The sequence below is a fragment of the Prevotella sp. kh1p2 genome (genome assembly GCF_900111525.1).
Classification (GTDB): domain Bacteria; phylum Bacteroidota; class Bacteroidia; order Bacteroidales; family Bacteroidaceae; genus Prevotella.
This window is the reverse complement of the sequence record NZ_FOHY01000006.1, coordinates 38,016-60,093: the sequence shown is the minus strand read 5'-3', so window position 1 is coordinate 60,093 and position 22,078 is coordinate 38,016. Positions and strand designations below refer to the sequence as shown.

The window sequence follows — 22,078 nt, the reverse complement described above, 5'->3', positions numbered from 1 at the left end:
TATTTATTCGTCCTCATTGTGGCAAGTGCGGCACTTGGCCATGAAGCTGTACGTAAGCGTTAGTTGCAGTGCCGAGTAGCAGTCGGTGTTCTTGAACAGCCCGCTGCTCTTTACTGCGTATGGGTCGGAGACGCCGTCGAGCTTGTCGCTCATCGAGAAGTGCATGGCCCATTCCAGTCCCACGTTGAGCCTGTCGCCCACTTTGTACTTCACACCAAGCCCCAGGGGCACGTTGGCCGTCACCACGTCCTTGTTGCCTCCGCTCACGTAGGTGGCACCTATGCCGGCAAAGACAAAGGGCGTGAGCCTGCGTGCACCGCGATAGTCGCGCCCCGTTCCGTAGGGCCAGAAGTTGTACTCGTAAGTTACACTGAGGTCGGCCACGTTGTTGTCGAACTTGTAAGGCGCCTGCACGTAGTCGGGCCAGTACGTATCCACGTTGTCCGACGAGCCTTTCAGCTTGCCGTAGCTGCCCATGAGGCGCAGCCCCATGTAGGGGTTCAGGTTGCGGCGCAGCACCAGCGAGGCCGCCGGCTGCATGCCTTTGAGGATGTTGCCGTTAAAGTCGCCCTCGTAGGCCACTGTGCCTACGCCGGCGCCTATCTCCATCCTGTACTCCACGTCGTCCTGCGCATAGGCACCGGCGGCGGCAGTCAGCATGAGCAACAGCAGTATCCTCTTCATGGGTTTTCAGTATTTTACTCTGTAAAAACCTTCTGCGGGTTCTGCCAGCCGAGCCTGTTCAGCCGGCCCCGCCACACCTGTCCGCTCTGTCCGCATACGAGCCAGAGGAACTGGTCAGCGTCAACGGTCATGGCGAATGATGTTGCGCTCGAGGCGAATGACGGCGGCAGGGCGATGCTTCCTTTCTTCCAGGTAATGCCCCCGTCGTTACTTTCGTAGAACTGGGCAAAGGCCTCGGCCGTTGTATGGCCCATACCGTTGCCTCCTATGGCGAGCAGACGGCCTCCGTAGACCGCTGTCTGCAGGTTTGCGAGATTGGGCAGGGCGAGCTTGTTCTCCGTGCCGGTAGCGTAGTAGGTCCACGGCTGGCTGCCGTCGGCTTCCTGTATCTTGCCCCATACGCGGGCATCGGTAGCGGTGGTGCCGGTGAGCACGAGCTGGCTGCCGTCGTTGGTAGACAGCGGAAGAGCCAGCAGCCGCACGTTGCCCGTAGGCAGCTGGGCGGCGGAACCTTCCATGGCATCGGCTTGCCACGACGTGCCGTCGGCCGAACTCATGATGCGGTTGTCCGCGGAGAGGGCGTAGAGCCTGTCCTGCGTGGCTCCGGTAAGCTGGCGGAGCGATGGCTGTGCCACGGCAGTCCACGAGGTGCCGTCGGCCGAGCGCAGCACCTTGCCGCCGCTGTAGGTGTAGAGCGTGTTGCCCCGGACTATGGCACTCTTGTACGCGTTGGCGTCCAGAGCTACGGAGGTGGCTGTCTCCTGCCAGCCGGCACCGGCCGTGGTGGCGCGCTTGTACACGTGAGTAGTGCCGCCGCGCAGGCCGAACACGTACAGACTGCCGCCTGCTGCCACTGCCTGCATGGCCTCTAAGGCGCCCAGACGGGCGTCGGTTGTAACGGGGCTCCACACAAACAGGTGCCCTTTCTGCCTGTGCACGTTCACCTTTACGGTGTAGGCACGGAAGTTGGCGCCCGAGTTGGAGTAGGCGCGGAACTCGCGCGGCTGCTCAAAGTTGATGGAGTCGGCACTCCGATACAGGGCCAGACTGTCGCTTGTAAGGCTTTTGTACACGATTGAACCCGAGTTCTTGCTCGCTATGGTGCACACTACCTTGGCGGCGTTGATGCCGTAGGGCAGCGAGTCGGCATTGTAAATCTGCCGGTTGGTGTGGTCAATGTAGAACTTGTAGCCGCTGCAGTCCACCGTTGTTGTGTACGAGGTGTCCTTTCCAGCGGCAGTAACGGTGTCTATGCGCTGCTTCAGCGTTCCCACCCTGAACGACGTGATGGCCGTGTCTTCGTAATAAGTAATTTGCTCGTCCTCGTCTTTCAGGCACGAAGCAAAGACAAACAAGGCCGAGAACAGTAAAGCGAAAGGTATGTATTTCCTTGTCATTTACACGCTATTTGATTAGAATTTTCCATGCAGGATATAGCCTGCCGCCGGCTTGTTAGCAGTTTTTCCGGTTCCGACAGCGCGTATCCCCACAAGTTATTGGCTGCAAATTTACTTAGAATTATTCAAATAGCGATTATTTTTAAGGCTTAATTATGTAAATTATTCATTGCCAACGGCTTTTTTTAGGTTTGTTTAGAGAAAAGCTGCTGCCACGGCTCATCCTAAAACAAGGCCGCCACTTAAACAGTTAAGTGGCGGCCGGTATAGAGTCGGGGGAAAGCACTTTCCCCCTTGAGTTGATGTAACCAGTAAGCAGAGTGTTTAATCTGCTGACCAGATGTTGGCCGATGCAATGTTATTGCTTGTCCAATTAAGAAGCGTGCCGAAAGTCACTGTCGTTGCGTTTGCCGATAGATAGTATGCGTGTCCGGTACTATTGGCCGTTTTCAACATAAAGTAGCCGTTTGTTCCATGGCTTTTGTACATATCTGATACGCCGTTAGTTGTATCGTAGAAGCCGTAGAGAGGCAGGAAGAAGTACTGGTCTATGTTGTCCGCAGTTGGTCTGCCTTTCGCTGAACTTTGCGTGGCTTGTGGGGCAGTTCCATTGTCAAAGCCCGGTATATACTGCTTTTTCTTCAGCCATACGCCACCATGATAAGTTATCTTTGCGCCCGTTGCGGGATTGGTCGTGGTGTACGACTGTTGGTAAGCTCCCGTGTGGCCATCGTCAATCAGTGCGCCTGCGCCGATGTACATCTTTGCTTCGGTTGCCGAGGGGCAGTTCTTGCAGCTCTGGGTAGCTATATCCATATTGGTGCCCCCGGTCGGAACTGTGTGGATACCGCTGTTGCCGGCGCTCCAGGTATGGGCATCGCCCACACCGTAGGGCTCGTAGGCGTCCCACTGATAGAAGTTCTTGTCGGCGCGGAACCCGCTGTTAAGATACTGTTCCGTGTTACTCGGCTTTATCGTAATGTTGATGCTGTAGCGGTGACCGGGCAGCAACTGGCGCGTCTTGAGCGTGAGCTTGTTGTTTACTTCGGTCAGATAGTTTTGTGCGCCGCCGATAGTTGCACCCTTGCCGGCCATGTCGAATACGAGCGAAAGGCTCTTTTCGGGCTGTGCCGGGTCAACGATAAGGCTCTGATAAGCAGTTTCGGCAGTGGCGGAGGTGTTGTTTGCAACTGCAAACTTGAGCGCCACGGCATCACCCGACACGGTGTAAGACCTGTCGGCTATCTTTACGGCAGCGTTCGGATTGCTCAACTTGTCGGCAGTAGACAGGCTGAAAGCATTTACTACCGTGCCGTCGGAGGTTTTGAGCACCACGCGCATGCGGGTAAACAGGTGCTTGAACGACAGCATGCCCAGCGGAGCATTCTTACCCGTAATGGGCTCCGAGACGCATTGCATGGCGTCTACGGTGCTCCTCTCGTTAACGGTAATGGTGCTGATGTCGGTTCCCTCGGCAGCGTAAGGTGCCGTACCGATGTAGAACAGCACCTGGCAACCCACCTTGCCCTTCACCGTCAGCTTGTTGTCGGCTATGGTAACGGTCTGCACGGGGGCAATGGTCTTGTTGGTAGCGGGGTCGAATACGTAGGCGTAAACCTTCTTTCCGTTCAGGTCTACGGTGTTGTAAACCGTGGCGCGGGTGCCCTGGCGGCGGCTCTCATCGGTCACCTGTGTCTGCACCTCCATACCCATAAAGGTTTGTGTTTCCACTGCCGGCTGTGCTGCAGCAGCACGTGTAAAGGCCGAGTCGTTAGCGGCTTCGCCCACGTTGTAGGTCAGTTCGATGCCGTCTTTCAGCACAGTGTTGGCATTCTCGGTCTCTGTCTCGTCGTTGGAGCACGAAGCCAAGGCAAGCAAAGCAAACAGTCCAACAGTAAACTTAGTAACTTTCATACTTTTCATCTTCATCTTTTGTAACTTGATTTTGCTGTTAAAAACCGAAAGGAGCTTCCTCGTCATCATTTTCATCCATGAATTCATCTTGGGCGTTTCCTCCATTTTGCGTTGACAGGGGCGCCAACAAATTCTCCGTGAACACTTGAATAGTGTCGGTGCACGGAGCCACATAAAACTTTTTAATTTTCATTTGGCTTTTATAATTGATAATTTTAACTCTCTGCCCACTAATCAAATAGGCGTTGCAAATCCACAAAAGAATTTGACAAGTTGGTCTGTTAGGCCCTGAAAGTTTAAGATTTTTAACGGTTGTTGTTATTGTTTTAAAATGTAAAAAATCAGTTTTTAGCGTCTTGTAACCAGCGGTTTGCCTTCCGCCAGGCCGTTGCCGGCGGGCTTTCCGGATATAAGCAGGAACTTTCGACAGGTGTCAAACAATTGTGTGACACCTGTCGCATAATCGTGCGACAAGTGTCGAAAGTTCCCGAATGCTGCCTTCGGCACTGCCGGGGCACTGTTCTTTAGACCCGTAGGAGAACTTTCAGGCCCTGCCCTAACGGCTGCAGCCCGGTTTCTGCTACCGGCCGGCCGCGCGGAACGTGCCCCCGTAAACAGCCGCCCGCCGGCACTGCCAAAGTTGTAAAAATGCACCTGAAGCGCTGCCTGAGCAAAAAAAACTTGCCAAAGGCTACCCGTTGTAACATGTTTTTTATATCTTTGCAACTGTATACCAGTCCTATCAAACACCAACACAACAGTAACATGAAAACAAAAAAAATGATGACATTGGTTACAGCGTTGCTACTGGCCGCGCAAGTGCAGGCCCAGCAGGGCGACGGAGTAACCCAGTACGTGAACCCCTTTATCGGTACGGGAGCCGTGGATGAGAACAGCCTCATGGGCAACACGTTCCCCGGAGCCACCATGCCCTTTGGTATGGTGCAGCTGAGCCCCGACACCCACGATGCTCCCAATGGCTACTGCCCCTCCGGCTACAGCTATAACGAGAACCGCATCTACGGCTTCAGCCACACTCACCTTAGCGGTACGGGCTGTGCCGACTTAGTAGACGTGCTCGTGATGCCTACCTCGCGCAGTCTCGACGAGCTCACCCGAACAGAGGACTTCAGCTCACCATTCTCGCACCGGAACGAGAAAGCCAGCGTAGGTTACTACTGCGTGAAGCTCGACGAGAGCGGAGTGCAGGCCGAACTCACCGCTACCACCCGCACCGGCATGCACCGTTACACCTTCCCTGCGGGCAAGGCAAACAACCTGGTGTTCGACCTCAACCACTCGGTCGACAAGGAGAAAGGCCGCAAGAAGATATTCGACGCCCAGATAAGGCTGCTCGATGCCTACACGCTCGAGGGCTATCGCTACCTCGACGGGTGGCAGCGGTACCGCAAGGTGTACTTCTACGCCAAGTTCAACCGTCCCGTTAAGGACAAGATATTCAAGGCTTACCACTTCATCTTCCGCGACGGCGACTGGGCCAACGGCCGCAACGTGAAGGCCCTGTTGAGCTTTGAACCCAGCACGGAGCCGCTGATGGTCAAGGTTGCCCTGTCGCCCGTGAGCTACGAGAACGCCAAGGCAAACATGCAGGAAAACACGGGGTGGGACTTTGACGGCATCCATGCCCAGGCCGTAAAGGCATGGGAGAAGGAACTGTCCAACGTCCGCATTGACGGCACTGATGACCAGAAGGCCATCTTCTACACCGGACTCTACCACGCCTACATACAACCCAACACCATCAGCGATGTGAACGGCCAGTTCATGTACGCCGACTACACCACCGGACAGCTACCTGAAGGCGACACGCACTACAGCACTTTCTCGCTCTGGGATACCTACCGCTCCTGCCACCCCATGTACACAATCCTGAAGCAAGACCGCATTGCCGGCATGGTTAACAGCATGCTGCGCCAGTATGATACCTACGGATACCTGCCCATCTGGCAGTTGTGGGGCACGGACAACTACTGCATGATTGGCAACCACGCCATCCCGGTGATGGTTGACGCCGCCCTGAAACACATACCGGGCGTAGATGCCCGCAAGGTGTTCGAGGCCGTGAAGGCAACTTCGCTGCGTGAGCACATGAACTCGCCCTGGAGAGTGCTCGAAAAGTACGGCTATTATCCGGAAGACCTGCAGAGCCAGTCGGTCTCCATCACCCTCGAAGAGGCCTACGATGACGCCTGCGTGGCCCGTCTGGCCAAGGAGCTGGGCCGGCAAGAGGACTATGAGTTCTTCCTCAACCGCTCCCGCAGCTACCGCAACCTCTTCGACCCGCAGACCAAGTTCTTCCGTGCAAAGACCAGCGACGGCAAATGGATGGAGCCCTTCGACCCCCTGCAGTACGGCGGAAACGGCGGAAACCCCTACACCGAGGCCAACGCCTGGCAGTACCGCTGGTACGTTCCGCAGGACGTGCCCGACCTGGTGAGCCTCTTCGGCGGCAAGAAGAACTTCGAGAAAGAGCTCGACCGCTTCTTTACCTACGCCACCGACCAGAGCGCAACCAAGAACGGCAACGCCTCCGGTTTCATCGGTCAGTACGCCCACGGCAACGAACCGAGCCACCACTGCATCTACCTCTACAACTGGGCCGGCGCCGAGAAGAAGGCGCAGTTCTATGCCAACAAGGTAATGAACGAGCAGTACAAGAACCGCATCGACGGCTACTCGGGCAACGAGGACTGCGGCCAGATGTCCAGCTGGTACGTGCTGAGCAGCATGGGCTTCTACCCCGTAGACCCTGCCAACGGCGTTTACAGCTTCGGCTCGCCACAGCTTAGGCGCGTGGAGATAAGCCTGCCGGGCGGAAAAACCTTCACCATCAAGACCAACCGCAAGGGAGCCGACGACTGCTATGTGAAGTCCGTCAAGCTGAACGGCCGCAAGTACACCCGTAACTACATCCTGCATTCCGACATCATGAACGGCGGAACGCTGGAGTTCACCATGGGCAAATAAGCCCTTCGGCACCCCCTGCCGCGGCGGATATATGCTTCAAGGCGCCTGAAGGCATCCTTCAAGGGCCTTGAAGCTATCCTTCAGCCGCCTTGAACACCACCTCTTTCGCAGCGCCCAGCCACAGGCAGTTTGGGCGGTGCTGGCGAAATAAAGCGGAAGAAGTGGGTGGCAACGGAAGAAAAAGTGAACCGACACAGACTTAAATATAATGAATAAACTTACCGTTTGCGGAAAGAGAGAATACACAGAGGTAGGATTAAGTATGCACAAGTTAAACCCCGCTCACGGTAATATCAATCTCTAAACACCAAATAGTTATTTATTTTGTCAATAAGACAACCGGCCTGGCCGGTTGCGAAATCTTGATTATACCCTTAAAACAAAAGTGTTGCTGGCGGTTGAAGGCAACTGTCAGCTCTGGAAATGAATAAACCAATTCATCTATTCACTAATAACTTTGACTACAACTATGATTAAAAAGCAAAGAAAGTTATCTACAGCAACGGAACGCTCGCTCCTTGTCTGCTCCGTATTTGCATTGTCTTGGTTCGCCGTTCCGGTGAATGCAGCTGATAATGTAGGTTTACATTCGGCAAAGAGCGTAGCTTCGGCCCAGCAGAATGTTGGGAATGTTGTTGTGACTGTTGTCGATAAGGCTGGCGAACCGGTAGTGGGTGCCAGCGTGGTCGTTAAATCCACCAAAACCGGTGGCGTAACGGACATTGACGGAAAGGTATCAGTAAGCGCCAAGCAGGGCGAGCTGATACAAATCTCTTATGTAGGTTTCACCAATCAGGAGGTACGTGTAAATGGTTCGAACTTACGCATAGTGCTGAATGAAGACCAGGAAATGCTCGACGAAGTGGTGGTTGTGGGCTACGGAACCATGCGTAAGTCGGACCTGACCGGTTCTATCGCCACCACAAAAGGAGACGAAATTATCAAGCAACAGGGCTTTAACGCCCTGGAAGGCCTGAAAGGCAAGGCCGCCGGTGTGAACATTTTCAACAACACCGGGCAGCCTGGAGGCGAAATGCGAGTAATCATCCGCGGTATCTCAACCATCAACGCGTCTGCCAACCCGCTGTATGTGGTAGATGGAGTGGTGATGTCGAGCATTGATTTGCTGAACCCTAACGACATTGAGTCTATCGAGGTGCTGAAGGATGCCTCATCAGCAGCCATCTACGGTGCCCGTGGTGCCAACGGCGTTGTGATGGTTACAACCCGGCGGGGCAATGCGGGTGAGGGCGTGCACGTGGCTTACGACGGCTCGGTTTCTGTTAGCACAATGGCTCGCAAGATGGATGTCATGAACGCCAGCGAGTGGATGACAGCTTTCAAGCAAGGGCTCGAGAATGCGAATGCCTGGCAGGGAAAGAACTTCACAACCGACTTGTCGCAGATATTCACAGACTCTCGCCTGTTCAAGAACGGCGTACCAATCTACGACACCGACTGGCAGGATGAGGCTTCTCGTACCGCCGTGTCTCATAACCACCAGCTAAGCATCATGCGCAGTGGCAAGGATTATTCCGTTGGAGCTTTTGTTAACTATACTGACCAGGAAGGTATATTGAAGAACTCCTACTTCAAACGCCTGAATGCAAAGGTGTCTTACGATGACAAACCTACCAAGTGGCTCTCTACTTCCTTAAACCTCATGGTGAACCATACATGGGGCAACCGTACATCTGATAACCCTTACGGACAGGGAGCCTTGCGTACAATGATAGAGCAGCTGCCCTTCCTGCCTGTCATGATTGACGGGCACTATGCACAAACCAACGATGTACTTACAACGGCCATCCTGAACAACCAGAATGACCCAAGCAAGGGAACGCAGGGCTACAGCCCGGAAGGGGTTGGAAACCCTGTCGAGTTGCTCGAAAGAATGTATGCTATGAACTACCGTACCCAGATATTCGGCAATGCCGCCTTCACTTTCCATCTGGCAAAAGGCCTGGATTTAAAGACACAGTACGGTATTGATTACAGCCGCTCACGCGACAAGAGCTATACTCCGTTCACACCGCGGCCGCTCATCAACCAGAGTTCAGAGGGTGCTGCCAGCACAAGTAACTCCGACAGGTTCTACTGGCAGGAGGAAACCTACCTGACTTATTTGAAGGACTTCGGTAAGCATCATATCAATGCCATGGCCGGTATGTCATGGCAAGGGTCCAAGTACGACTACTCCGGAATGAGCGACAGCAAGTTTGTTGACGACTTCTACGGATTCTACAACTTAGGATCGGGCACCAACAGACCAAGTGTTGGGAGCGATTGGGATAAGTGGACCATGAACTCTTACTTCCTTCGTGTTGCCTACAACTATAATGACACCTATCTGGCAACCGTTACCGGCCGTTACGATGGTTCTTCCAAGTTCGGTGCTGATAACAAGTACGCCTTCTTCCCCTCATTAGGCTTGGGCTGGGTAGTTTCGAACGAGCCGTTTCTGCGCGACAACAAGGCTGTAAGCAGGTTGAAGTTGCACACTTCGTTCGGCCTTACAGGAAACTCGGAGATAGGTACGTTCGGCTCTCTGGCAACCGTGAGCCAGTCAAACACCATCATCGGCGATGCCCTGCACGTGGTTTCTTACCTTGACAACATGCCCAACCCATTGCTGAAATGGGAAAAGACATTCCAGTGGGACCTTGGTTTCGAGCTCGGCTTATTCCAGAACCGGTTGAACTTTGACGTGTCCTACTACCGCAAGTACACATCAGACCTGCTTCTGAACCGCCCTGTTCCGGAGTCAACAGGTTACTCCTCCATCATGGATAACGTAGGAGCAGTGTCCAACCAGGGTATCGACCTGCTGGTTACTGCTTATCCTATCCAGACCAAGGACTTTGAGTGGAAGTCGACGTTGAATATGGGCTTCAATAAAAACAAAGTGGAGAAGCTGGACGAGAGCTCGTCAGTTGACCCCATATCGGGCAAAAGACAAATCACACTCGATGGCTTCGTAGGCTATGACATGCTGATCCGTGAGGGCGAACCCCTGTCAACTTTCTATGGTTACAAGCGTGCCGGCATCTATGATGGCAACCCTGCAAACTGGGATGCGGCAACTATGAACATCCCGTCAACGGTTGGCGAGAAGGTTACTTACAAGAACCGCCAGATTATAGGCAACGGTCTGCCTGACTGGATGGGCTCGTTCATCAACACCTTCAGCTACAAAGGCTTTGATCTGACAATTGATTTCCAGTTCTCACTTGGCGCAGATATCATGCAGGAATACTACCACTCAACGGTTGCCCGCTTCTTGACAAACGGCTTGGACCGTCTCTATACAGAGGCTTGGCATCCTACTTTGAATCCAAATGGTCATGAGCAGGCTATCCGCTTGAACAACTTTGGACAGGGAGCGAATAACGCCGCAGATGATGATTGGGTTGCCAATGGCTCCTACTTGCGCTGTAACTTGATTCAGTTAGGGTACACGTTCGACAAGAACATTGTCGGTAAGCTCGGCCTTTCAGCACTGCGCGTTTACGCAAACCTTAACAACCTGTTCCTTGTTACAGCCAGCGACTATCTTGGATACGACCCGGATAACTCAACACGTTTGGGCTCTAACAAGTGGGGCACTAACCGCCAGTTCTTCTCCTACCCACGTCCAAGAACATTCACTCTGGGTGTCAACGTGACATTCTGATGGATTATTCACATGTTCAATTAGTTAATAAGACAAATATGAAAAAGCTCAAATACATATTCATGTTAGGTGCACTCATGGCAACCCTTACTTCCTGTAATGATTTCCTTGAGGAGAAACCCCTTGATGAGAAAACTGCAGACCAGTTCTGGAAGACCGCGGAGGATGCAGAATCTGCTGTGTCGGCCCTATACTTCGGTGGTGTTCCTTATCTGAATAACACTGATGTTGACGGCGGATGGACTCCTAAGGCTACCATGTGGGGCGGCATCATGTCAGGCCTTTATATCGACAAGCGCAAGGACAGAACGTTTACAACAGCTTCAGAAGGATGCACCTTCACAGTTGAGGCTTTCGATTCTCCTGCCATGAAGCTATGGCATGAGTTCTATAAAGGCATATCCCGCGCCAACTTTGTTATTGCCAACATCCCTAAAATGGAAGGTGTGCTGAGTCAAGAGATAATGGATAATTATGTTGCTCAAGGCAAGTTCTTCCGTGCGTATGCATATTTCTATCTGGTGAAGGAGTTCGGCGATGTTCCTTATATAGCCGATCCATACATGTCGCCGGAAAACATGGCAGTGCCACGTACACCGTCAGCAGAGGTTTATGCAAAGATAGAAAAGGACTTGTTGGATATAACAAGCGGCAACGCCCTCCCGAACAAGACTTTCTATAACAATGGTTGTCGGGTTACAAAGCCAATGGCTCAATCTCTGTTGGCCCAAGTTTATCTCCAATGGGCAGGCGCTCCGGTTAATGGAGGTAACGAGTACTACCAGAAAGCAGCAGATATGGCTAAGCAGGTCATTACAGGCGGCGTTCACCATCTGGAGCAGGCAGGCGGAAGCACCGATGACTTGAACTCGGCGTTCAATGTAATCAAGACTACCAAAAGCTCTTCCGAGATTATCTATGCTAAGGAGTACAACAACACGGACTTCAATGTAGGCAACTCGTATGGCTGCCGTTCCATTGGTGCTGATGCCTTTCAGTGGAAGGATGCCAACAATAAAGGCGTGTTCCATCCGGGTGGCGACGTGCTGTACAACGCCTATCTGCCGTGCGATATGATTCTGGAGAGCTATGCGCCTGCTGATATCCGCGGACACGAAAAGCAGTTCTTTTTCAAGGAATACACTGATGAAACTGGCATGAGCCATACGTTGAACAACTGGGGATGCTGGATGTGGTTTGATGAGGCCGGCCTGAAGAACGGTAAGGATGGTGACTACAACGTACCGACTATCCGCTATTCAGAGATTCTCCTCATTGCTGCAGAGGGTCTGGCCCGCACGGGCAACGAGGCTGAAGCCAAGCTCTATCTGAACCAAGTGCGTAAACGCGCAGGTCTGGCCGACGTGACCGCAACTGGCAACGACTTGATTCAAGCCATCCTGACAGAACGTTTGCACGAGTTCCCACTTGAGTTCAAGGTCTGGGATGATATCCGTCGGACCCACTTGTACCCCGAAGCTGCTGGCGTACACTCAGGCAATTTGAATTGGGTAGCGTTGTCATCAGCGCGCATCCAAAACAAACCCGACGGCGTCATTAAGCAGGGTGCCATTCCCGAGTACGCCCTCTTGTGGCCCATCCCACTGGATGAGATGCAGCGTAACCCAGAGCTCCAAGGCCACCAGAACCCTGGTTGGCAATAACCTCTAACAGGTTGTTAGCTTAATATAAGAAAGGACTATGACGAGCAATCGTCATAGTCCTTTCTTGTATCTGTACTGTTTGCTATTGAGAAAATGGCTTCCATACTCATGCCTCTCAACTTTGCAGCAGGCCCAAAAAATGTTTGTGAAAGCGTAAACAGGCACCCCCTGCCGCGGCGGATATATGCTTCAAGGCGCCTGAAGGCATCCTTCAAGGGCCTTGAAGCTATCCTTCAAAGGCCTTGAACGCCACCTCTTTCGCAACGCCCTGCCACAGGCTGTTTGGGCGGTGCTGGCGAAATAAAGCGGAAGAAGTGGGTGGCAACGACGGAAAAAGTGTATCTTTGCATGCGTGAATGCCGAAGATACACTTTTTCTGAATGCCATCAAAGCAACTCAACGGCACTTTAACCCGAACCTACGCGACAGCTAAGAGCATGAACAACAAAAAGTATATGAAACAGAAAGAATTGCTATTGTCCGCCATTCTGGCACCTGCCGTGAGCCAGGCTATGGCTGCACAAGCCGCCGGGGGCAAGCTGGAGGACGGCGGGAGACCCAATGTAATCGTCATACTGGCTGACGACGTGGGCTACGGCGACCTGCAGTGCTACGGCGCCCGGAATGTAGCAACGCCGAACGTGAACCGCCTGGCCGCGGGCGGCATACGCTTTACCGACTGCCATGCGGCAGCTGCCACGAGCACGCCCTCGCGCTACGGCCTGCTCACGGGGCAGTACCCGTGGCGGCGGAAGGACACAGACATTGCCGCGGGCGATGCGGGCATGATTATCAGACCGGAGCAATACACCCTGGCCGACATGTTCAAGAGCCGCGGATATGCCACCGCCGCCGTGGGCAAATGGCACCTGGGGCTGGGCGACAAGACGGGAGAGCAGGACTGGAACGCCCCGCTGCCGGCCGCTCTGGGCGACCTGGGGTTCGATTACTCATACATCATGGCCGCCACGGCCGACCGTGTGCCGTGCGTGTTCATAGAGAACGGCGCCGTTGCCAACTACGACCCGCAGGCTCCCATACAGGTCAGTTACAGACAGAACTTCGCGGGCGAGCCCACCGGAAAGGCCAACCCGGAGCTGCTTTACAACCTCAAGCCCAGCCACGGGCACGACATGGCCATCGTGAACGGCATCAGTCGCATCGGCTACATGAAGGGGGGAGGGCGCGCCTTGTGGAAGGACGAGAACATAGCCGACTCCATCGTGGCCCATGCCGTGCGCTTCATCGAGGCCAACCGGCAGCAGCCGTTCTTCCTCTACTTTGCCACAAATGACATCCACGTGCCCCGCTTCCCGCACGAACGCTTCCGCGGGCACAACGTCATGGGCCTGCGGGGCGACGCCATCGTGCAGTTCGACTGGTCGGTAGGGCGCATCATGGAGACACTCGACCGTTTGGGGCTGGCCGATAACACGCTGGTGGTGCTGACGAGCGACAACGGCCCCGTTGTTGACGACGGCTACGCAGACCGCGCCGAGGAGCTGCTGCAGGGCCACAAGCCTGCAGGGCCGCTGCGCGGAAACAAGTACAGCGCCTTCGAAGGTGGCACGGCGGTTCCGCTCATCGTGCGTTGGCCCGCGCAGATAAGGGGCGGGCAGGAGTCTCATGCACTCATCAGCCAGATAGACTTCATGTCGTCGTTCGGCTCGCTCATCCATGCCGTGGTTCCGCGAAACGCCAATCCCGACGGCACCAGCTGTCTGGAGGCCCTGCTGGGGCGCGAGGGCGGGGGCCGCCAATACGTCATCGAGCAGTCCAATGCGCATGTCCTCTCCGTCCGTACACCGCGGTGGAAGTACATCGAACCTAACAACGGCCCCGCCATGATTACGTGGGGGCCGAAGATAGAGACCGGCAACAGCCCCTTGCCCCAGCTCTACGACATGGCCAAAGAGCCCTACGAGAAGGACAACGTGGCGCCTCAGAATCCTTCGGTAGTGCATGAAATGCAGGAGATACTGCGCAGCGAACGCGCCAAGCAGCCCTGAGCCGGCCGGCCGGAGGTAGCAGTTAGGGCCCGGGTTGCCCACTGGCAGTTTGGCTGGGGCAGGCGAAATAAAGCGGAAGAAGTGTGCCGCGAAAGAATAAAAAGTGTATCTTTGCATACGTATATGCCGAAGATACACTTTTTTTGAATGCCGGAGAAACAACTCATCAGCGACCTTAAAGCAGGCTCCCACCGTGCCTTTGACAGCATCTACCGCCTGTATGCCAAGCGTCTGTACGCCTACTGCCTGCAATACTGCAAGCAGGCAGAGGACGCCGAGGAGATAGTGGAGGATGTGTTCGTACGGCTGTGGACGTTGCGCAAGAGCATCCGGCAGGAGGAAAGCCTCAAGTCGCTGCTCTTCATCATGTCGCGCCATCTGGTCATCAACGCCTACCGTCGCCGGCTCAACTCGCCGGAATACGAGGAATTTGTCGACTTCCAGAACAGCGCCGGCAGCGAGGATGCGGCCCTGCAGGTAGAGTACGACGAGTTTGTGGCCCGCCTGCACAGGGTGCTACGTACCCTGCCGGCCACCCAACAGCGGGTGGTGCAGCTCTCGCGCATGGAGGGCATGGGCAACAAGGACATAGCCCGGGAGCTGAACCTGAGCGAGCAAACGGTCAAGAACCAGCTCTCGCTCGGGCTGAAGGCGCTCAGAGAGAAGTTAGGTTACGTGTCGCCGCTGCTGGAACTGCTGTTTTTATTAAATTAACAGGGGCCGGCGGTACTTTTTGACGGTACGGAGTGTCAATACAAGTAAACAACAGGCAAATGGATAATCTGGAACAACGATATAGAGATAACAACCTTACGCGCGCCGAACTCGTACAACTGAAAGACGAGGTGAACGCAATGAACGACGAGGACTTGGGCGCTTCGCTCCGCCGGCACTGGATGGACGGACAGATACCCGACGGCAGCGTGAGCGGCGAAACCGTGGAGCGCATGAAGGATAACATAGAAGACAGGATTGCCGCCACACGCGGCCATGCCGCTTTTGTGTTCTTCAGGTACTTCAAGATAGCGGCTGCAGTGCTGCTGCCCCTGCTGCTGTTCTCTACTCTTTATTTATATAAGGAGAACAGCAAGCTGGGTTCGGATGTCATAACCTTTAACACCGGCAAGGGCGAAAAAGCCACCGTAACCCTGCCCGACGGCACTACAGCCATGCTGAACTACGACTCGCGGCTGGTTTACACACCCAAGCTGTACAGCAAGAGCGAACGGCGCATCAGCTTCGGGGGCGAGGCCTACTTCACTGTAAGTAAGAACAAAGACTGCCCCTTCATCATATCAGCCGACAGGCTGGAGGTAAAGGTGCTGGGCACCAAGTTCAACCTCTCGGCCCGCAACACGATGAAATCGGCCGAACTCACGCTCGAGGAGGGCCACGTAGAGTTCACCTCGCTGCTCACCCACGAGCATGTTCAGCTCCTGCCCGGGCAGACCGCCGTGCTCGACTATGCCACGGGCAAAATCAGGGTGAATGCCGATACGGACATAGCCGACGTGAGAGCCTGGCAGACCAGCCAACTGGTGTTTACCGATGTGCCGCTGGCAAGCGTGCTGGCCCGGCTGCAGAACGTGTACGGAGTGCGCTTCGTGGTGAAAGACAAGGACCGGATGGGCAACTTCACGGGCACGCTTCCGACCGACAATCTGCACGAGGCGCTGGTCATTATCAGCGAGTCGTTCCACCTCAAGCACACCCAAAGCGGGCAATACGTAACGATGACTGCCAGATAGCAGCCATCGTTTTTTTTGTCGGAAACCTGCATTTTCTTCGGTACTTTTGCCCCGTCGGGTTGTCTATACCTATAAATCAGAGAAATACTAACCAACCTTTTTTAATTAAGCATTATTATATGAAAGTACACAAAAGTCTAAAGTACCATCTGTTAGTGCTGCTGTTGTGCGTCTGCTGGGCTGGAGCCGGTGCGCAAAACCAAACTGTCAGCATTCACATGAAAAACGCTTCGCTGAAGCAAGTGTTTAAAGCAATCGAAAGCCAGACGACCTATCGGTTCTCTTATCGCTCGGGTCTGATAGACAACCGCAGCGACATCACGCTGAACCACACCAAGGCTTCCGTTCCCTCTGTTCTCAACGAGGCGCTCAAAGGCCGCAGCCTGAAGTACAGCATCGTATCAGAGAAGTCTATTGTTATTACGGACAAAATGGAGACTAATGATAGTCGTCAACAATCATCGAATCAGCGCATATCAGGCAAAGTATCTGACGAGAACGGAGAACCCATTATTGGCGCCACTGTGCGTGTAAAAGGAGTTTCGGGCGGCGTTGTAACAGATGTTGATGGAAAGTTCTCTATTGACGCACCAATAGGCTCAACTTTAGAAATCTCCTATGTTGGCTATCAGACAAAAGTTTTGTCTGCCAATGGGGGAAATATGGATGTTGCTATGAATGTTGACAGTCAGAATTTGAATGAAATCATAGTAGTTGGTTATGGTAGTAGTACACGTAGAGACTTGATCTCGTCAGTGTCCACTGTTAAGACCGATCAAATATCTAATATTCCGGTTACAAACATTGCCCAAGGACTGGCTGGTAGGTCTCCGGGTATGATAATCAAAGCCAGCGGCGGCGGTGTTAATTCAACACCAAATATCAGCATACGTGGTGGAGGTACACCTTTGTATGTAATTGATGGAGTGGTGCGCTCGGAACAGGACTTTGTCAACCTTAGTGCAGATGACATTGAAAGTATGTCTATACTTAAAGACGCTTCGGCAACTGCAGTCTATGGTTCGCGTGCTACCAACGGCATCGTGCAGGTTACTACCAAACAAGGTAAGGCTGGCAAGGTAAGCATTGAGTATGATTTCAATCAGAGCTATGCGCAACCCAGTATTTGGCCCGAACCTCTGAACTCATACGAGCGTGCCGAGTATGGCAACATTGCACGAAAGAACGACGGACTGGACGAGGTTTACAGCGCCGAAGCTATTCAAGCTATGAGAGACGGATCTCAACCGCAGACATATAACAATACGAATTGGCGTAAATTGGTGCTCAACGACTGGGCTCCGCAAACAAAACATGCGGCAAGACTGACTGGCGGTAGCGAGAATCATCATTACTATGCCTCACTGGGTCATATCTATCAGAACTCCCTCTACAAAAACAATAACCACTATATGAAACGGACTAACTTCAGATTAGCGGAATCCTCTCTGATTAGTTCTATCAATTTGCAAATTAATGCTGCATTAGACGGCTACGTTCAAATAAATACACACCCTTATTCATCAACGGCCAGTAGCTATTACCATATCTTCTCACATATCAACGATAAGTCCCCGCTCTCTCCTGGTGTGAACTTGTATGGATTGCCTTACAATCTGAATGATAATCCCGTCGCAGAGACCGCTTCAGGTAATGGTTACAACCGTAATAAGATGAATGTAATCAATGGTAAGGGCGAATTAATATGGGGAGTTCCTTGGGTACAGGGACTAAAGGTGCGTGTAGCAAGCGATTATAGATACTATTCTTCGACCAGTAAGCAATGGCGCAAGGATAGTCCGAAGTATGACTGGGATTCTACAGAACCACTCGTTGGCAATAAACCTTTGCTTTATCACAGTTCTTCTACCGGATATGCCTTTACCAATCAGGCTTTCGTGGAATATGCCCGAGAATTTGGTTTGCACCATGTTTCGGCATTGGCCGGTTTTGAGCAGTATTATGAAAAAGGAGAAACTTATTGGAGTCAACGTGAGAACTATGAATTCAGTATCGACCAAATGGGTGTAGGTTCTGCCAACACGATGAAAAACGACGGAAGTGAAGCAGAGTTGGGACGTGCTGCATGGATTGGACAGGCTAAATATAACTATGCCAATAAATATTATGCAGAAGCCAGCCTGAGGTACGACGGTTCCGATTATTTTGCACCCGGCAAGCGTTGGGGAGCCTTTTTCAGTGGCTCGATCGGTTGGGTAGTTACCGAGGAAAAATTTATGAAGCCGTTAGTAGAACGCAATATTTTGAATTCCCTAAAGTTCCGAGCTTCGTATGGAGAAACTGGATTGGATTCAAGTGCCGGGCGTTTTGCTTATCTTACGGCCTACAGTCTTAACCCACAAGCCTATGTTGTTAATGGAGAGTATGCCGCTGGATTTACAGAAGGAAATCTTGCATCACCCGATCTAACTTGGTATACTACAAAGCAAACCGATTTTGGTTTCGACTTTTCTTCTCTTAATAATCGTCTTTATGGCCAGTTCGACTACTTCTACTATTCAACTAAGGGATATCTTGTGTCTCCTTCGGGCCAAAGTTATCTGAATACTGCACTTGGTGTGGCAATGCCAAAAGTTAAGTCAAGAAGTGAGTTCCGCCGTGCAGGTTTCGAAATCCAGTTGGGTTGGCGTAGTAACATTGGTGCCTTGAAGTACGATATCTCTACCAACTTCACTTTCTTTGACCAGTTATGGGCCTTGGATGAAAGCGAGAGTGAAACATCATATATGAATCCGTATGTACGTAGTCAGCAACAGAAAGGCTATTATGGGACTATGCTGCATAATTTAGGCTATTATACAAGTGTCGAAGATGTTTATAATAGCGTCGGAATAGTCAGTGCTTATAACTCTGGATATATGACGGCAGGAGATATTAAATATGAGGATGCAAACGGTGATGGACGAATTACCAGTGACGACATGCGCCGCCTTGGTAAGAATAGTTATCCGCGTGGCCAGTTTGGTGTTAATATCAATTTAAGTTACAAAGGTTTCAGTTTAGGTGCATTGTTCCAAGGATCTACAGCTTTCGATATGTATATATCGGGGTCGGCATCTATGCAGACAGGCCAGGCTGGCTCGCTTCCGGTCATCTATGATTATCAGACGGATTACTGGACACCATCTAATACCAACGGTCAATATCCACGTTTGATGTCTAATACTGGACTGAATGCCAATAATAACTATCAGACAAGCGACTTTTGGCTTGTGAATGGTGCCTATCTTCGTATGAAAGATTTCCAGTTAAGCTACGATTTGAAGTACAGCTTACTTAAGAGAGTTGCTTGGCTGTCGAAGATCAGAGTAGGTGTGTCTGGTCAGAATATCTTTACCATATCAAAGTCTACGAAATATGGTCTTGACCCCGAGAACTCTTCTACTGTAGGATATGGCTATCCAGTAGAGCGTACAATAGCCTTTACACTTAATTTGGGATTTTAAGAAAGTAAATAACTATGAGAAAATATATAAACTACGGATTGGTTGCAGCAGGTCTTGCTGTAATGGTTTCGTGTCAAGATACATTGGACACGCACCCCACAACAATATTTGACGAGACAACAGTGTGGAGTTCAAAGTCCACGGCAGATGCTTTTGTGAATGCAACTTACAATAGTGTGTTGACAAGTACATGGGCAGCAAACTCATCTTGCGTAGGTTGGGAAGCCCGTACCCCTAATGGCGTGCGATGCTCACAGGTAGGCGAGGGTATTGATGGCATAGCTACAGAGCTTGGTATCAGTGCTGCCTCAGACTTTGGGGCTAATCGTTTTTCATTGTTAAGGAAGTGTAATCTTATCATCAAGAATGCAGAACAATCAACAGCCTTGAGCGATACGGAACGAAAGGAGCTGATTGCCCAAGGGCGTTTCCTGCGTGGATTGGTGTTTTTTGATCAAGCACGAAAGATGGGCCGCTTTGTTCCTGTTACCCAAGTATTCAGTGAGACTGACTCGTTGACATGCAAAATTCCCATGACAAAATCAATCGAGGAAAGCTATCAGTACGTTATTGATGATTTAGAATATGCTGTCGAGAATCTGCCACTGTCTTCAGCTGCAGGCATTGCCAATAAGTATGCTGCCGAGGTGATATTAAGCCGTGCAGCTTTGCAGGCGTACGCTTACACCGGGAAGACAGAACTGTTGGATAAAGTTATTGAATTTGCTGGCGATGTTACCAATAATTGCAAGCTGTCAAGCGAATATGGCGGCATGTTCAACGAGAGTGATGCCAATAATCCAGAGATACTGTTAGGTTATTATCGCTTGTCCACAAACACTACTGTTGGCGATTATGATGAGATGGTAAGAATCTTCCCCAATATAACACCTGCAGATACTCAGTTGTCACAAAGTCCTCATGAACTGGAAAATAAAGTGGGCGATCAAACGTTTTGCTGCTGGGCTATATATTTTCCTACTCAAGACCTTGTAGACCAATATCTTGTCAAAGATGAAACAACGGGTCAAGCATTGCCATGGTACGAAACCTCTCAATATAAAAATAACGTAGACGAAGTTGATCCTGCTGTCATTACCCAACCTGGTCAGATTGATGCTTATACGAGAACTAACGGCGAACCTCGTCGAATTCCCACGCCGCAGGATTTAACCAATACGAAAGAAGGATATCCTGTGTTTGTACGATATGCAAAAGTAAAGCCGGGCAGCAACAGAAGTATCAGTGAAATTATGTATAATGGCCGCGACAAGCGTTTTGCCACTTCTATCGCCTATGATGGTTCTACCTGGCTTGGTGAAAAGGTTGAAATGAACTTAGGTGGTAACCTATCGCAAGGTGTACGTGACAAAGAAGACGGTGGCTGGTATAATACAGTTACAGGATATTACTGGAGAAAGAACGCTTCAGAGAATCCTAACCCAAGAGCCTACTATGCTTCGACGACAAATTTCCACTATACATTGGCGCGTGTAGGCGAGGCTTACATGAATTTGGCAGAAGCCTATCTGCTTAAAGGCGATATAGCCGAAGCTGTCAAGGCTCTTAATGCTACTCGTGTTACCCATGGAGGACTGGCTCCTTCTACTGCTTCTACAATAGCAGAAGCGTGGATTGATTATATGCGAGAACGTAGAGTTGAAATGGCCAATGAGGGCGGTGATATCTATTTCAGCTACCTACGTTGGGGCAAGTATGGTGGCTATGCTAACCACGGCCGACCCAAAGGGGATGTAATTCAGGAGCTCGATGCTCCTGTTCATAAGATATCAATCTCAAGAGACAGGCAACAGGTTCTCATCGGCCAGTTTACACTGATGAACAGTGCGAGCCGTATATTCTCACAGAAGCGCTATCTTATGCCTATAGCTAAGGACTTCTTAGATACCCGTGAGGCTTACGGAATGGATCATGTTCAGAATGAAGGTTGGTAAAATATAAATAGAAAGCAATTATGAAATATATTAAATTTATCTTGATGGCGGTAGTGACGGTGTTTTCACTTACTTCCTGCCTTGAAAGCGGGTTAGAAGAACTCGACACATATACAGGTAACGATATTACCTCTTCTTACGTATATTACCGCTATGTCGACAAAAATGTTACGATACCTGCAAGTGGTCAGCCTGCTGTTAAGCAATTACAACTGAACAGCAAGCAGACAATAGATGCTGAAAATGCAACCTGCGATATTACGGTTTCATTACCTCAAAACTTTCCATCTGCAGAACTGGAGAATATAAGCTTAAGCGCCTTGATAATTGCAGTCCAGATATCAACTGCAGCCGTTATTGAGCCTGTAGGCGATGCACCCAAGCTCGGGGCACCTGCTGATTGGAACCAATCGCATCAATATAAGGTAATGGCTGCCAACGGTCAGACAAAAGTATGGACCATAAGGGTTGTTTTAAATAAGTAATATAGGTAAAGGAGGATGTGTTTATTCCATACACGTCCTCCTTTTATTCAGAATGACGACTCGTGTAGCAAACCCATAAAGAACAAACTTCAAT

General features: G+C 51.5%; 13 protein-coding genes. 9 read left to right on the top strand and 4 right to left on the bottom strand.

Going from position 1 to position 22,078, the window contains the following annotated elements; genetic code table 11:
* Positions 1-3 precede the first annotated feature (3 nt).
* From BMW31_RS04935 to BMW31_RS13405, 4 genes are all read right to left on the bottom strand, one after another.
* The gene (locus BMW31_RS04935; RefSeq protein ID WP_091821910.1) at positions 4-684 is read right to left on the bottom strand and encodes a type IX secretion system protein PorG; all 681 of its coding nucleotides are present in this window, start codon (positions 682-684) and stop codon (positions 4-6) included.
* Positions 685-698: 14 nt separating this feature from the next.
* Positions 699-2,081 carry a DUF6242 domain-containing protein gene (locus BMW31_RS04930; RefSeq protein ID WP_091821909.1) on the bottom strand — a complete coding sequence of 461 codons (1,383 nt, stop codon included), beginning with the start codon at positions 2,079-2,081 and terminating at the stop codon, positions 699-701.
* 324 nt (positions 2,082-2,405) lie between these two features.
* A complete protein-coding gene (locus BMW31_RS04925) occupies positions 2,406-4,004 on the bottom strand; it encodes a hypothetical protein (protein WP_177166274.1) in 1,599 nt (532 codons plus the stop codon).
* A gap of 28 nt (positions 4,005-4,032) precedes the next feature.
* Positions 4,033-4,188, bottom strand: coding sequence for a hypothetical protein (locus BMW31_RS13405; protein ID WP_177166273.1), 156 nt, complete (start codon positions 4,186-4,188; stop codon positions 4,033-4,035).
* Between the two features lie 572 nt (positions 4,189-4,760).
* On the opposite strand from BMW31_RS13405, the gene BMW31_RS04910 reads away from it, so the two are divergent.
* The 9 genes from BMW31_RS04910 (at position 4,761) to BMW31_RS04870 (ending at position 21,984) form a co-directional block, all read left to right on the top strand.
* Positions 4,761-6,983: a GH92 family glycosyl hydrolase gene (locus BMW31_RS04910; RefSeq protein ID WP_091821905.1), complete on the top strand. Its 2,223-nt coding sequence runs from the start codon at positions 4,761-4,763 to the stop codon at positions 6,981-6,983.
* A gap of 469 nt (positions 6,984-7,452) precedes the next feature.
* Entirely contained in the window at positions 7,453-10,656 is a 3,204-nt protein-coding gene (locus BMW31_RS04905; protein WP_091821904.1) for a SusC/RagA family TonB-linked outer membrane protein, read from the top strand.
* 38 nt (positions 10,657-10,694) lie between these two features.
* Positions 10,695-12,320 (top strand): RagB/SusD family nutrient uptake outer membrane protein, encoded by a 1,626-nt coding sequence (locus tag BMW31_RS04900; protein WP_091821903.1) that lies wholly within the window; start codon positions 10,695-10,697, stop codon positions 12,318-12,320.
* Positions 12,321-12,775: 455 nt separating this feature from the next.
* Positions 12,776-14,329: a sulfatase family protein gene (locus BMW31_RS04895; RefSeq protein WP_091822121.1), complete on the top strand. Its 1,554-nt coding sequence runs from the start codon at positions 12,776-12,778 to the stop codon at positions 14,327-14,329.
* Between the two features lie 147 nt (positions 14,330-14,476).
* Positions 14,477-15,043: an RNA polymerase sigma factor gene (locus BMW31_RS04890; RefSeq protein ID WP_091821902.1), complete on the top strand. Its 567-nt coding sequence runs from the start codon at positions 14,477-14,479 to the stop codon at positions 15,041-15,043.
* Between the two features lie 59 nt (positions 15,044-15,102).
* Complete coding sequence (locus BMW31_RS04885) at positions 15,103-16,077, top strand: FecR family protein (protein WP_091821901.1); 975 nt, start codon at positions 15,103-15,105, stop codon at positions 16,075-16,077.
* Positions 16,078-16,196: 119 nt separating this feature from the next.
* Positions 16,197-19,544: a SusC/RagA family TonB-linked outer membrane protein gene (locus BMW31_RS04880; RefSeq protein WP_091821900.1), complete on the top strand. Its 3,348-nt coding sequence runs from the start codon at positions 16,197-16,199 to the stop codon at positions 19,542-19,544.
* Positions 19,545-19,558: 14 nt separating this feature from the next.
* Positions 19,559-21,499 carry a RagB/SusD family nutrient uptake outer membrane protein gene (locus BMW31_RS04875; RefSeq protein WP_091821899.1) on the top strand — a complete coding sequence of 647 codons (1,941 nt, stop codon included), beginning with the start codon at positions 19,559-19,561 and terminating at the stop codon, positions 21,497-21,499.
* 20 nt (positions 21,500-21,519) lie between these two features.
* The gene (locus BMW31_RS04870) at positions 21,520-21,984 is read left to right on the top strand and encodes a DUF5018-related domain-containing protein (protein ID WP_091821897.1); all 465 of its coding nucleotides are present in this window, start codon (positions 21,520-21,522) and stop codon (positions 21,982-21,984) included.
* Positions 21,985-22,078 lie beyond the last annotated feature (94 nt).

Excerpts from the sequence above, each read along its gene's own strand:
- BMW31_RS04935 (WP_091821910.1), bottom strand. The coding sequence starts at position 684 with ATGAAGAGGATACTGCTGTTGCTCATGCTGACTGCCGCCGCCGGTGCC.
- BMW31_RS04930 (WP_091821909.1), bottom strand. The coding sequence starts at position 2,081 with ATGACAAGGAAATACATACCTTTCGCTTTACTGTTCTCGGCCTTGTTT.
- BMW31_RS04925 (WP_177166274.1), bottom strand. The coding sequence starts at position 4,004 with ATGAAAAGTATGAAAGTTACTAAGTTTACTGTTGGACTGTTTGCTTTG.
- BMW31_RS13405 (WP_177166273.1), bottom strand. The coding sequence starts at position 4,188 with ATGAAAATTAAAAAGTTTTATGTGGCTCCGTGCACCGACACTATTCAA.
- BMW31_RS04910 (WP_091821905.1), top strand. The coding sequence starts at position 4,761 with ATGAAAACAAAAAAAATGATGACATTGGTTACAGCGTTGCTACTGGCC.
- BMW31_RS04905 (WP_091821904.1), top strand. The coding sequence starts at position 7,453 with ATGATTAAAAAGCAAAGAAAGTTATCTACAGCAACGGAACGCTCGCTC.
- BMW31_RS04900 (WP_091821903.1), top strand. The coding sequence starts at position 10,695 with ATGAAAAAGCTCAAATACATATTCATGTTAGGTGCACTCATGGCAACC.
- BMW31_RS04895 (WP_091822121.1), top strand. The coding sequence starts at position 12,776 with ATGAAACAGAAAGAATTGCTATTGTCCGCCATTCTGGCACCTGCCGTG.
- BMW31_RS04890 (WP_091821902.1), top strand. The coding sequence starts at position 14,477 with ATGCCGGAGAAACAACTCATCAGCGACCTTAAAGCAGGCTCCCACCGT.
- BMW31_RS04885 (WP_091821901.1), top strand. The coding sequence starts at position 15,103 with ATGGATAATCTGGAACAACGATATAGAGATAACAACCTTACGCGCGCC.
- BMW31_RS04880 (WP_091821900.1), top strand. The coding sequence starts at position 16,197 with ATGAAAGTACACAAAAGTCTAAAGTACCATCTGTTAGTGCTGCTGTTG.
- BMW31_RS04875 (WP_091821899.1), top strand. The coding sequence starts at position 19,559 with ATGAGAAAATATATAAACTACGGATTGGTTGCAGCAGGTCTTGCTGTA.
- BMW31_RS04870 (WP_091821897.1), top strand. The coding sequence starts at position 21,520 with ATGAAATATATTAAATTTATCTTGATGGCGGTAGTGACGGTGTTTTCA.